12 protein-coding genes are annotated in these 13,473 nt (G+C 36.0%); all 12 read left to right on the top strand.

What is annotated here, in order from left to right:
* The first annotated feature begins 7 nt into the window (after nucleotides 1–7).
* The 12 genes from FFM55_RS07695 to FFM55_RS07750 all read left to right on the top strand — a co-directional run bounded on the left by FFM55_RS07695 (nucleotide 8) and on the right by FFM55_RS07750 (nucleotide 13,032).
* A complete protein-coding gene (locus FFM55_RS07695) occupies nucleotides 8–541 on the top strand; it encodes a 3'-5' exonuclease (RefSeq protein ID WP_137600808.1) in 534 nt (177 codons plus the stop codon).
* 13 nt (nucleotides 542–554) lie between these two features.
* Nucleotides 555–1,448, top strand: coding sequence for a UDP-N-acetylmuramate dehydrogenase (murB, locus tag FFM55_RS07700; protein ID WP_137600809.1), 894 nt, complete (start codon nucleotides 555–557; stop codon nucleotides 1,446–1,448).
* Between the two features lie 22 nt (nucleotides 1,449–1,470).
* A complete protein-coding gene (locus FFM55_RS07705; protein ID WP_137600810.1) occupies nucleotides 1,471–3,528 on the top strand; it encodes a Na+/H+ antiporter in 2,058 nt (685 codons plus the stop codon).
* 8 nt (nucleotides 3,529–3,536) lie between these two features.
* Entirely contained in the window at nucleotides 3,537–4,370 is an 834-nt protein-coding gene (cdaA, locus tag FFM55_RS07710; protein WP_137600811.1) for a diadenylate cyclase CdaA, read from the top strand.
* Nucleotide 4,371: 1 nt separating this feature from the next.
* A complete protein-coding gene (locus FFM55_RS07715; RefSeq protein ID WP_042493760.1) occupies nucleotides 4,372–5,340 on the top strand; it encodes a CdaR family protein in 969 nt (322 codons plus the stop codon).
* Nucleotides 5,341–5,347: 7 nt separating this feature from the next.
* Nucleotides 5,348–6,706 (top strand): phosphoglucosamine mutase, encoded by a 1,359-nt coding sequence (gene glmM, locus FFM55_RS07720; protein WP_042493762.1) that lies wholly within the window; start codon nucleotides 5,348–5,350, stop codon nucleotides 6,704–6,706.
* Nucleotides 6,706–7,020, top strand: coding sequence for a hypothetical protein (locus tag FFM55_RS07725; RefSeq protein WP_042493763.1), 315 nt, complete (start codon nucleotides 6,706–6,708; stop codon nucleotides 7,018–7,020). The genes glmM and FFM55_RS07725 overlap by 1 nt, the downstream gene beginning before the upstream one ends.
* Before the next feature lie 152 nt (nucleotides 7,021–7,172).
* The gene (locus tag FFM55_RS07730) at nucleotides 7,173–8,420 is read left to right on the top strand and encodes a glycosyltransferase family 4 protein (protein WP_137600812.1); all 1,248 of its coding nucleotides are present in this window, start codon (nucleotides 7,173–7,175) and stop codon (nucleotides 8,418–8,420) included.
* Nucleotides 8,417–9,454, top strand: a complete 1,038-nt coding sequence (locus tag FFM55_RS07735) for a glycosyltransferase family 4 protein (protein WP_042493765.1) — start codon at nucleotides 8,417–8,419, stop codon at nucleotides 9,452–9,454. Before FFM55_RS07730 ends, FFM55_RS07735 begins: the two co-directional genes overlap by 4 nt.
* A complete protein-coding gene (locus FFM55_RS07740; RefSeq protein ID WP_042493766.1) occupies nucleotides 9,454–10,452 on the top strand; it encodes a lysylphosphatidylglycerol synthase transmembrane domain-containing protein in 999 nt (332 codons plus the stop codon). The genes FFM55_RS07735 and FFM55_RS07740 overlap by 1 nt, the downstream gene beginning before the upstream one ends.
* Before the next feature lie 13 nt (nucleotides 10,453–10,465).
* Nucleotides 10,466–10,720: a DUF1797 family protein gene (locus tag FFM55_RS07745; protein WP_042493767.1), complete on the top strand. Its 255-nt coding sequence runs from the start codon at nucleotides 10,466–10,468 to the stop codon at nucleotides 10,718–10,720.
* 116 nt (nucleotides 10,721–10,836) lie between these two features.
* Nucleotides 10,837–13,032 (top strand): LTA synthase family protein, encoded by a 2,196-nt coding sequence (locus FFM55_RS07750; protein WP_042493769.1) that lies wholly within the window; start codon nucleotides 10,837–10,839, stop codon nucleotides 13,030–13,032.
* The last annotated feature ends 441 nt before the right edge of the window (nucleotides 13,033–13,473 follow it).

Here is a 13,473-nt window from a genome sequence, read left to right on the forward strand (position 1 = left end):
TGTAAAGATGAATTTTGTAGCAATGGATTTCGAAACGGCTAGCGCGAAACGGGATAGTGCAGTTTCATTGGGATTAGCAGTTGTACGTGATAACCAACTTGTTGATGAATTTTATACGTTGATTAAACCGGATACGGTGTTTGATAGACGAAATACAAGCATTCATGGTATTTCAGAATTAGATGTTATCAATTCACCTGTATTTCCTGAGGTATGGGAACAAATTCAACAGTTTTATACACCCAATCAATTGGTAGTTGCCCATAATGCATCTTTTGATAATAGTGTTTTACGGGCAACACTTGCGCATTATGGTATTGCACAACCACATTATTTATCATTAGACACAGTGCGTACATCACGCAAACTTTACCCACAGTTACCTAATCACAAGTTAAATACAGTTGCCGAAGCATTAGCAATTGATTTACAGCATCATCATAATGCATTGGATGATACGGTTGCTGCTGCAAAAATATTAGTTAAACAAACAGAGGTTTTTGGTGTGGAACCACTAAAACAATTGGTTAAAGTGATTTGATTGAGGGAAAAAAATGAAGACGTTGATTGAAACATTTCCAAAGTATAATATTCAAGCGGATGTTAAATTAGGGAATTATACCAATACTCGTGTTGGTGGGCTAGCAGATTGGTGCTTTTGGCCAAAAACACAAGCAGAATTAAAAGAAGTTGTGCAGTATGCAAATGAACAAAATATTTTGATAACTGTACTGGGAAATGCGTCAAATTTGGTTATTAAAGAAGATGGGTTATCTGGATTAGTCATTTTTTTGACAGAAATGAAACAGATTAACGTATTAGATAATCATATTGTTGTAGAAGCGGGTGCCTGGATTATTGAAACGGCACAAATGGCTTATGAATATGCCCTAACAGGTCTGGAATGGGCTGCGGGAATTCCAGGTTCTGTCGGCGGTGCTGTGTTTATGAACGCAGGTGCTTATGGTGGACAAATTGATCAAGTATTAGAAAGTGCAGATGTGGTGACATCTGATGGTCAACTTAAAACCTATTCAGCAGCAGAGTTAGCATTTGGTTATCGTCACAGTTTAATTCAAGAAACTGGTGATATTATTGTGAGCGCAACTTTTGTCTTAACGCCAGGTAAAAGATCAGCTATTGGCGCACAAATGGCGGATTATAATGAGCGTCGCGCTCAAAAACAACCATTAGAGTTCCCATCATGTGGTTCAGTGTTTAAGCGACCAACCGGATACTTTGCTGGTAAATTAATTATGGATGCTGGTTTACAAGGATACCGAATTGGGGATGCCCAAGTATCAACGAAACATGCAGGTTTTATTGTAAATCGTGGACATGCGACTGGGAGTGACTATGTTAATTTGATTAAACATGTTCAAAAGACTGTTTATCAAACATTTATGGTTGATTTGGAAACTGAAGTTCGAATATTGGGCAGAAAATAGGTATTAAAAAAGGAGAGTGCGTATGGCGTTACTACAAACCGTTGTAGGCCTGACATTTTTAGTTGTGTTAGGTAATGTGTTAGGTTATTTCTTTAAAAAAATTCCGGTTAGTTTATTTCAAATTGCTTTAGGCTTATTAGTGGCTATTTTTTTAAATGTTAAAATTGAACTTGATACAGAATGGTTTTTGCTTTTATTTATTGCGCCTTTGCTTTATTCAGATGCATGGCGTTTTCCTAAGAAAGAGTTATGGGAATTAAGAGGACCAATTTTTGGTAATGCTATCTTGTTGGTCTTTATTACAACGATTGTTGGTGGTTTTTTAATTTATTGGATGGTACCAGAATTGCCATTGCCGGTTGCTTTAGCAATTGCAGCTATTTTGTCACCAACTGATCCAGTAGCTGTATCTGCAATTGCATCCCAAGCAAAATTGCCACCGTCAATTATGCACTTGGTAGCTGGTGAAAGTTTAATTAATGATGCTAGTGGTCTTGTTGGCTTTAAATTTGCTGTTGCAGCTGCAACAGCTGGTACATTTTCTTTGTGGCAAGCAACAGGTGAGTTTTTCTATGTTTCAATTATGGGTACCTTAGTTGGTGCGCTAATGGGATTTATACTTAACGCGATTGGCGATTGGTTATCTTCGCACGGGAATAATGATGTTTCTTTAAGAGTTGTTCTCCAATTATTTACACCATTTTTGGTATATATTTTAGCCGAAGAAATTAATGCATCTGGTGTTATTGCAGTAGTTGTTGCAGCCATTATCTTAAATATTCATACAAAGCATGATGTGGACTATACTGGTGAATTACACGTTGTTGGTATTAACACTTGGAATGTTTTTGGTTATTTATTAAATGGGTACATATTTGTTATATTAGGAATTGAATTCCCCTTGGCTACACATTTGAGTGCAGCTATTTCGCTACCAATGGCATTGTTTTATTCAGTTGTGACTTGGCTAATTATTTTTGGTATCCGTGTGATTTGGACCTATGTAACGCAATGGGTTCGCCTCAAAAACCATAAAAATGAAACAGCTTCATGGCGAGTTGCCATAACATCTGGTTTGACTGGTGTTCGTGGAGCTGTTACTATGGCCGGTGTGTTATCTGTTCCGTTGGTGACAGATAGTGGGGCACCTTTCCCACAGCGAGCATTGATGTTATTCATTGCAGCTATTACGATTATATTATCTTTGATTATGGCGATTGTTTTACTACCCATTGTTGGTGGTGAAAAAAAGACACAGGTACCACCAGGAGCGACTAAGGCGAAAGCAAAAGTTGCTCAGCATATGTCGGAACCTAGAGCACGTGTCTACGTATTACAATCGGCTGTTCGTGAGATAGAAGCTCGTCGTCGAGAGTCTAATCAAGCGGTTGTTTATGATATTATTCGGCGTTATCAAAGCCAGATTAGGCAATTACAATTGCAATTTATGAAAGCTGATAAAATGAGTCCGATTTTAGATGCTGAAATGACGCTACGAGAATTTGCATTAGAAACAGAACGAGGTGCAGTGCAAAGATTATTAGTAGATGAACGCATTTCACCTTTAGTGTTTGCGAGTGAGGGTCGTCGTATTGATCGAGCTGAATCAGAATTAGATGATTTGGTCACGCATGATCGTGGTAAACGAACGTGGCGTCAAATTCGGCGTTTTTTCACTGGATTTGGTCGTATGGTTCGAGTCTGGTTAAGTGATGATTCTTCAGATAAATTGTTATCAGAATATCAATTAGCTCGCCATGAGGCATCAAAGGAAGCAATTGCTGCTATTTCAAAATATATCAGTACCGATAAAGCGCAAAGTTCACATCTTGATCAAACTGCAGCGTATAATTTAATTATTATGTATCGTGCGCAAATTGAACGTGAACGGCATGGGCAATCGAGCGTGAAAAATGCTGAAGCACTTAAAATGGAACTAGAATTAATCGGGTTAAATGCGCAGCGTGAAGCAGTACAACATTTGACGGAAGCTCATTTTATATCTGGGACAACTAGTTTGAACATTCGTCAAAATATTAACTTTACTGAAGCAGGTATGTTGACCAATTTGGAAGAGTAGGAGTTAAGATGAATTTTGATATTGAGACCCTGTTAAAAAGTATAAGTATTGTCCGTATTATTGATGTGCTCATCGTTTGGTGGGTATTATATCGATTAATGATGTTAATTCGCGGAACCAAGGCTATAACTTTGTTGCGCGGTGTGGCAATTGTTATTATTGTTAAAATTATCAGTTGGTATTTTGGTCTAGCCACAATCTCATGGTTAACAGATCAAGTTATTAACTGGGGAGTTATTGCTTTAGTTATTGTATTTCAACCTGAGATTCGTCGAGGATTAGAACATCTAGGTCGTTCTGGGTTATTTAGACAAAAGCAAGCCTATCAATCGGAAATGCGTTTGGTAAATGAGTTAGATGATGCCATTCAATATATGTCAAAACGTCGGATAGGTGCGTTGATTTCAATTGAAATGGAAACAGGTTTAGAAGAATATATTGAAACAGGTATTCCAATTGATGCGGAAATATCTAGTCAATTATTAATTAATACGTTTATTCCAAATACTCCTTTACATGACGGTGCAGTGATACTAAAAGATAGTCGTTTAGCAACTGCTGCAGCTTATTTACCATTATCAGATAGTGCGACAATTCCTAAAGAATTAGGAACTCGTCATCGTGCTTCTGTGGGAATTTCTGAAGTAACGGATGCATTAACGATTGTTGTTTCTGAAGAAACAGGTGCAGTATCAATTACAAGAAATGCAGAATTGATGCAATCGTTGTCACGTGAAGATTATCGTAAGTATCTTACCCGTCAATTAGTGACTTCAGATGAAGGAACTAATAAGTCATGGTGGGCGCAAGTGCAATCTTTTTTAAAGCGAGGAGATAAGTGATATGAAATGGCATACTGATAAAATAGTATATGGCCTTTTGACTTTAGCTGTTGCTGTCTTTATGTCCGCTTATACTGACTCACAAGCGTCATCTAATCGACGGACGGATAATCAAACAGAAGGTTTTGCAAACATTAGCAAAATCGCATCATCTAAAACTGATAAAGTAACGGTACCAATTCAATTCACGGGAATTAATACAGATGATTATTACATTAGTGGTGCACCAGATAACGTTGAAGTTAGCATTAGTGGGCCAGCAGCATTAGTTACGGCAGCTAAAAACACAAAGAATTTTCAGGTGGCAGCTAATTTAAAAAATTTGTCTGATGGGACACATACAGTAACACTAAAAGTGGTTGGGTTGAATAAGGATTTAACTTATAAAATAAAACAATCTAAAGTAACTTTAACAATCTATAAGCGTACATCATCTTATTATTCAGTGAAGACAAACTATAATAAAGAAGCAATCGCTGATGGTTATACTGTAGGCACAGTGACGAGTTCAGTTAATAATGTACAAATCATGGGACGGCAAAATGCCATTGATGCTGTAGACAGTGTCGTGGCAAATGTGCAGTTAGAACGTGATACAAAAAAGACAACGAAACAAAAAGTCACTTTGCAAGCGGTTGATGTTAATAACAATCCCGTTGATGTTGCTGTGTCACCACAAGATACCACTGTAAAAATCCCGATAGAGAAGGGAAATGGTACAAAACAAGTGCCGTTAGATTTAAAAACAAAAAATGGTAATGCTGCTGAATTTACATTATCTGGTTCAGTAAACGAAGTTGCTGTAAAAGGCAATGTTGATGTGTTAAATAAGTTAAAGAGCGTGCAAGCGGTTGTTGATTTATCAAACATTACAGCAGAAAGTGAACAAGAAGTGACAGTTAAGGTACCAGATGGTGCTGAAAGCGTAGACCCAAAGACAGTATCAGTAGTTGTTACACCTAAGGAGTAAGAAAGTTATGGTTGAATTACATTATTTTGGAACAGATGGCGTACGCGGGATTGCTAATGAAGAATTGACACCTGAATTGGCATTTCGATTAGGTCGTATGGGTGGCGCTGTATTAACACGCCATGCCGTTGATCATCGACCACGTGTATTAGTAGGACGTGATACGCGTATGTCAGGCCAAATGTTGGAATATGCACTAATTGCAGGTTTATTATCTGTTGGTATTGAAATTCAGCGTTTAGACGTTATTTCAACGCCAGGAGTTGCGTATTTAGTACGTGCCCAAAAAGCTGATGCTGGTGCTCAAATTACAGCATCTCATAATCCAGCTGAAGATAATGGTATTAAATTCTTTGGTTCTGATGGTATGAAACTATCTGATGAACTAGAGGCTGAAATTGAAGCTCTACTAGATGCACCAGAAGATACATTACCTCGTCCAGCAGCAGAGGGTCTCGGATCCGTGTCTGATTTTAAAGAAGGAACTGCTAAATATTTGGAATATTTGCAGACAACTATTCCAAGTAATCTTGATGGTATGAAATTAGCTATTGATGCTGCTAATGGTGCCACATCTGGGTTGGTAGCCAATTTATTTGCTGATATGGGTGCTGATTTTGAAACAATGGGGACTAATCCAGATGGGCTTAACATTAATAAAAATGTTGGTTCAACTCACCCAGAAGCATTGGCCGAATTTGTTTTGGAACATGATGCACAAGTTGGTTTGGCGTTTGACGGTGATGGCGATCGCTTGATTGCAGTAGATGAAAAGGGGCAAATTGTTGATGGTGATCAGATTATGTTCATCGTTGGTAAATTTATGTCAGCTCATGGTCGTCTAAAGCAGGATACAATTGTTACAACTGTTATGTCTAACATTGGAATGTATAAAGCAATGTCGGCTAATGATATGCATTCCGTTAAGACTGCTGTTGGTGATCGTTATGTCGTTGAAGAAATGCTCAAATCTGGTTATAATTTGGGTGGTGAGCAATCTGGACATGTTGTCTTTTTGGATTGGGCAACGACTGGTGATGGCATGTTGACAGCCTTACAATTACTACACGTGATGCAAGAAACTGATAAATCATTGTCAGAATTAGCAGCTGAAATGACCATTTATCCGCAAAAATTAGTCAACGTTAAAGTGCAAGATAAAAAAGAGGCTTTAGCTAATGAAGCCATTAAACAAGTAATTGCCAGCGTTGAAGCTGAAATGGGAGATGAAGGTCGTGTGCTAGTACGTCCTTCTGGGACACAAGATTTGTTGCGAGTAATGGCAGAAGCGCCAACACAAGAGTCTGTTGATGCATATGTTGATCAAATTGTCGCTGTTGTGCAACAAGAGGTTGGTGTTCAATAATGGCAGAAGCCTTTCAAACCTTAGATATTATTGAAGAAATCACACGTAATGATGGTTCAACGTATAAAGAGATTGGTAATTTATTACATAATGGTCAATCAGAATATGCAGTTGAAAAAGGCATGATTAAAAAAGTGCGTATTTTGAAAATCAATATCCCACATTCTGCTAATGTGATGAAATATGAAAAGTTTGTTAATGAAAATTTTGATATTCCAACCAATGTTGCCATTTCTGAGTTTATCGAATGGCAACGTTCACCAGAAATGGATGCATTAGTAGACAAAATTTTAGCAGAAAATAAAGTTAGTTAGTTATAGTTTAAGAGTTAGAAAATTTTGTGATTAGTCTTAATTTTTAGGATAACAAAAATTTTCTAGCTCTTTTTATATTGCTTTTTTAACCGTTCTAAATGGAAATTTGGTATTATAAAGGGATAAGCTATTTAGTGAAAGGCTGGTTGGTCATGAATATTGGGTTATTTACAGATACATATGCACCACAAGTTTCAGGAGTTGTCACGTCGATTCAAACGTTACGTCAACAATTGATTGCACGTGGTCATCGTGTATATATATTTACATCTACAGATCCAAATGTGCCAAGGGATGTTTTAGAACCAGATGTTTATCGGTTCCCAAGCTTACCTTTTATTGGATTTAAAGATCGACGATTGTCATATCGAGGTGGAATTCAGGCCATACAGTTGGCAAAAAAACTACAATTAGATATTGTACACACGCAAACTGAGTTCTCGTTGGGATTAATTGGTAAATTAGTTGCACGGCAATTAAAAATACCAGCAGTACACACGTTCCACACAAACTATGAAGATTATTTGCATTATGTTGCTAACGGTAAAATTATTAGACCTGCAAGTGTAGCTGTGATAGCACGCAGTTTTATGGCAGGAATGACCGGTGTTATCGCACCGTCTAAACAAACGTATGATACTTTGACAAAGTACAAAGTATCAGCACCAATTGAAATTATTCCAACTGGTGTTAACGTCAAACACGCTGAGTCAGAAGACACAAGTAGTCAACTGCGACAAAAATTAGGCATATCATCGGAGACGCCAGTTGTTTTATCGTTAGGACGAATTGCTTTTGAAAAAAATATTGATACGGCACTAGAAATTTTTGCTGAAGTATTAATGAAAGTTCCTGATGCTATCTTTTTGATTGTTGGTGGTGGGCCAGCGATGGCAGCATTAAAAGATCATGTGCGCTCTTTAGAAATCTCAGATAATGTCATTTTTACTGGAGAAGTGGATCATGATGAGGTATATGGCTATTACAAATTAGCTGATGTTTTTTTGTCAGCTTCGATTTCTGAAACGCAAGGGTTAACTTTTATTGAAGCTATGACAGCTAATACACCGGTTGTTGCAATACGTAGTCCGTATTTGGAAACAGTTGTGATCGATGATAATATTGGTGCCTTAGCTGATGATAGTTACGAACTATTAGAACCAGTTGTTAATTATTTGATGGCGAAAAAAACACATCGTATAATTGGTCAGCCATCGATTCGTGAAAAGGTATTATATGATATAGATGCGGTAACATTTGGACAACGTGTATTAGATTGTTACTCTGAGGCATTGGTTGTCTACCATGAAGAGGAGGATATGGAAGAAGTAACTAGTAATGATTTAGAATATGCAAAATCATTTTTAACTAAGACGCCTTTCCATAAAGAAGGAAAATGATTCGAATTACAATGTTTTCTGCTGCGGAGACAGTTCCCGGTCAGGGAGTTGGATCAGCTTATCGAGAACTCGTGAATTTATTAACTGAAAAGTTTCCAAATAAATTTGAGTTGAAATTTAACAGCTTAGCGAGGTCGGATATTAGTCATTATCATACGATTAATTTGGGCTTTTTCTTAAATACTTTCTTACCTGGTCGTGGTGTTAAGGTTGGATATGTGCATTTTATTCCAGAAACGCTTGAAGATTCAATTAAGTTATGGTGGCCTTTTAAAAAGATTTTTTATTGGTACATGATGACGTTTTATAAGCGAATGGATCAAATTGTAGTTGTAAACCCAGTTTTTATTGATAAACTAGTTGCACTAGGTGTGAAGCGGGAAAAAATAACATTTATTCCAAATTTTGTTTCAAAAAAAGTGTTCTTTAAGCAGCCAACCTCGCAAAAAACGGACTTACGACGGAAACTTAATTTACCTGAGCAAGACTTTATTGTGTTAGGGGTTGGCCAAGTTCAAGTTCGCAAAGGTGTGCTTGATTTTATTCAGCTAGCAAAAGACAATCCTGATTGGACTTTTGTTTGGGTTGGTGGTTTTTCATTTGGAACAATTACAGCTGGGTATGATCAATTAAAAAAAGTAATTGATAATCCACCAAAGAACTTAATTTTTCCTGGTATTGTTGATCGCTCATTTATGAATGATTATTATAATGCAGCAGATGTCTTTTTATTACCAAGTTACACGGAATTATTTCCAATGTCAGCATTGGAAGCTTTTAGTACAGGAACGCCGACTATTTTGCGAGATTTAGAGTTATATCAAGCAATTATTGCAGGATATTACTTACCAGCTTATGACCGACAAGCTATGCAAAGTCAGTTAGATAAGCTCGCAAAAGATGATGAGTTACGACAACAAGTTAGTCAGCAGTCGCTGTCAGCATCAGAATATTATTCTGCTGAGCGTGTTTCTAAGATATGGGAAGCTTACTATACAGCGCAAGTTCAATATAAAGATGATGAGGTAAATTAATGACAAGGCGAAATAGCATTGTGTTCGTTTTGATGATGATTGCTGGTGTCGGAATATTTTATTGGTCATTTAAAAGTGTTAGTATGAAGCAATTAGTTCATGATTTAGGTAATGCTAATTGGTGGTGGCTATTAGTAGCAGTATTAGCGATGGTAGTTTATCTATTGATTGAATCAGTAGTCGTTAAAATTTTTGTAGATGATTCACATGAAAAATTGTCATGGCCAAATGCGGTGCGCATACCATTAGTTGAACAGTTTGGTAATGGTATTACACCATTTGCCGCTGGTGGCCAACCAATGCAACTAATAACTTTAATTCAGGCAGGTGTTGATCCAGGTCGTGCAGGTTCAATTCTATTAATGAAATTTGTTGTTTATCAAGCGATGATTGTTGTGAATTTTTTCATAGCCATGATTGTTGGTTATGAGTTTATTGCTGATAAATTAAAAGCATGGGCATGGTTCTTAGTGTTAGGATTTTTAATTCATTTCATTGTTATTGTTGGTTTGCTATTGGTTATGTATTGGCCAAGTCTAACAAGAACATTGGTTAAAATTGGTTTTAAACCAGTACAATGGATTAAACCTGATAAGGTGACTGAATGGCAATCCTTGGTCAATGAAAAAATTGATAACTTTCATTCAGAAAGTGTCCGAATGAGCCACGATTGGTTAGTTTTGATAAAAACAATTATGTTGACTTTGGTGCAATTATTAGTTTATTATCTAATTCCGTATTTCATATTATTAGCCTTAGGGGCGGAACATGTTAACATTATTTTGGTAATGTCATTACATGTGCTAATTGTGATGGTTATTTCACTATTTCCAATTCCAGGTGGTACAGGAGGAGCTGAGATTGGCTTTTCAATGATTTTTTCAACGTTCTTGCCTAATGCAGGGTTGTTGGTTTGCGCTATGGTTTTATGGCGGATCATTACCTACTATTTGGGGATGTTTGCAGGAATTATTGCTTTTAACGTCAAGACAAAATAACGGAGTTAAACAAATGCCAATAGAAAATAATTTAGATAAAATAGTTCATCGTATTAATGCGATGGTGCAGGATCGTCAAAAAACGCTACAAAAACGTGATTTTGGTATTTTTGGTGTGTCGGTCGTGACTGTTTTATATGATTCAGAGTCAGGTATGTTTGCGTTGGAAATTAACCAAGAAAAACGTAAGCGTTTTGCCTTTGATGATGTTGATTTATTAGCTATTGATGTCTATGAAGCGTTGTCAGAATTTAAGGAAACCTTTTAAGGTTGGCAATAGTTTATGGTCTTTTTAATATGACACTTGTTTAATTGTTAAATTGGATACTAAATTTTTAAAATTAAATGGCTGCTTAGCAGTTAAAACAGTTTGGAGAGAATATAATGCAACGAGTTATGCTAGCCATAAAAAAGAAGTGGCCTGATTTTAATGCCACTGTTGGCTTTTTCTTGTTATCTGTATTTTTGGTATGGATCAAAACTTATTGGGCCTATAAAACAAGTTTTTCTTTAGGCGTTAAAGGAACGCTACAAGAATTTATTTTAATTTTAAATCCATTACCAACAGCAATAATCCTTTTAAGTATTGCTTTGTACTTTAGAGGTAAAGTAGCCTATTGGTTAATGATTTTAATTAATTTAATACAATCAATATGGCTTTTTGCTAATATGTTGTATTATCGTGAGTTTTCAGATTTCCTATCTTTAAATATTATTAATTCTGGTGGCTCAGTAGAAAATAATTTAGGTAAATCAATTGCTGAAATCATTAGTCCGTTTGATTTTTTGGTGTTTTTAGACATCATTATTCTAATATTGTTGGTTTTATTCAAACGCATTAAATATGATAAGGTAATTGTACAGAAGCGCTTTGCAGCACTAACAACATTGTTTGGTATTGTTTTAATGTTAGTTGGTTATGGTATATCAAGTAAAGATCGTTCAGGGCTATTGACACGAACTTTTGATAATAACTACATTGTTAAGTATCTGGGACTTAATGAATATGCTGCTTATAATATGTTCAAAACTAAGCAGACGGCTGATGTTAAAAAAGATGCTGATGCGCAAGATTTAAATAAAATCAAAAACTATCTAAAAGATAATCAAGCTTTACAAAATGCCGCTTACTTTGGTAAGGAAAAAGGCAAAAATGTTATTATGTTCCACTTAGAGTCATTCCAACAATTTTTAATTGATTACAAAGTGGACGGGGTGGAAGTAACACCTAACTTAAATAAGTTCTATCATGATCAAAACACATTATCATTTGATAATTTTTATAATCAAGTTGGTCAAGGTAAAACAGCTGATGCTGAAATGATGTTAGAGACTGGCTTATTTGGAACAGCTTCAGGATCAGCAATGGTTAATTATGGTACATCAAATACGTATCAAGCAGTTCCTGCTATTTTAGATCAGCAAGGGTACACCACAGCAGCTTTGCATGGGGATGTTGCTTCATTTTGGAATCGTGACAATACCTATAAATCATGGGGATACGATTATTTCTTTAGCAAGCCATACTTTAAAAATGCAGATAATGCTAATTACAATATTGGTTATGGTATGAAGGATAAGATATTTTTGAAGGATTCCGCAAAGTATCTAGAACAGTTACCACAACCGTTCTATTCAAAAATTATTACGGTTACAAATCATTACCCTTATGATTTGGATAAGCAAAATATTTCTATCGCTAAAACGAAGACTAGCGATAAGACTGTTGATGGTTATGTACAAACAGCGCGTTATTTGGACCAATCATTTGCTGAATTCTTAAACTGGATGAAGAAGTCGGGCTTATATGATAATTCAGTTATTGCGTTGTATGGTGATCATTATGGTATTTCTGAAAATCATAAGGCTGCTATCGCCAAGTTAACTGGAAAGAAGAGCACAACTAATTTTGATTTAGCAAACTGGCAAAAAGTGCCATTTATGGTACATGCGCCAGGGTTAAAGGGTGGTGTTAATCATACGTATGGTGGTGAGATTGATGTCATGCCAACTATTTTGCACTTGTTGGGAAAATCAACGCAAGATAATATCCAGTTTGGACAAGATTTACTAAGTCCAAATCGACGTCAAATTGTTCCATTTAGAAATGGTGACTGGGTATCAGCTGAGTATATGAAGTATGGTGGTGATTATTATGTTACAACCACGGGTACAAAGATTAAACCAAAGGAAGATCCAAGAGCTAAAGAGATTATTGATCAGACTCAATCATATGTGGATAAAATGTTAACTTATTCTGATGACGTGCAAACGGGTGACTTACTACGATTCTATAAGCCAAAGGATTTTAAGAAGGTTAATATCAAAGACTATTCTTATCAGCGGGCTAAAGGAATGAGTTTGTTGCAAAAGATGAATAAGGAACATAAAACATCAATTAAAGCACAACATGATAATAAATCAACATTAAAGGACTATGTGACAGATGCGCCAGAATTAGGTGGTGAGCCACAAACTATTCAAGAGGTTTCTTCATCATCAGAGTTGTCTAAAACAGATGAGAATAACGGTGAGGATGATGGTGCAAATGCAACGCCCACAACTGATATTCAACAATAATTAAGTTAATAGTCGTTATTTAAAAATCCCATTGGCACACTACAAAATTACTTTTGTGGTGCGCTGATGGGATTTTATTGCGCTTTAAACACGCAATTATTCGAGCATATTGGTTATAAAAACGTTCGTTAAAATTAAAATAAAACAAGTAGTTGACGAACGTTGATTTCTACGGTATATTATATAAGCAGTCGAAAAACTGTGAGAAATTATACAAGAAATTGGTAAAAATAAGTTGTTGACTTTCAAAATCAGTTCTGTATAATAGATTAAGTTGTCAGCGAGACAACAACGTTGATCATTGAAAACTGAATATCGTTTCGATAGAACAAATGTGTAGGATCTTCAAGCATTAAGCTTGAAACAAAAAACATTTGCGAAGTCAATTCGCTAATAAATTCGTTTAACTTCTGTTAAACAATTAAAACAACAAAATTGAGT

Source organism: Weissella sagaensis (genome assembly GCF_005405285.1).
GTDB lineage: Bacteria > Bacillota > Bacilli > Lactobacillales > Lactobacillaceae > Weissella > Weissella sagaensis.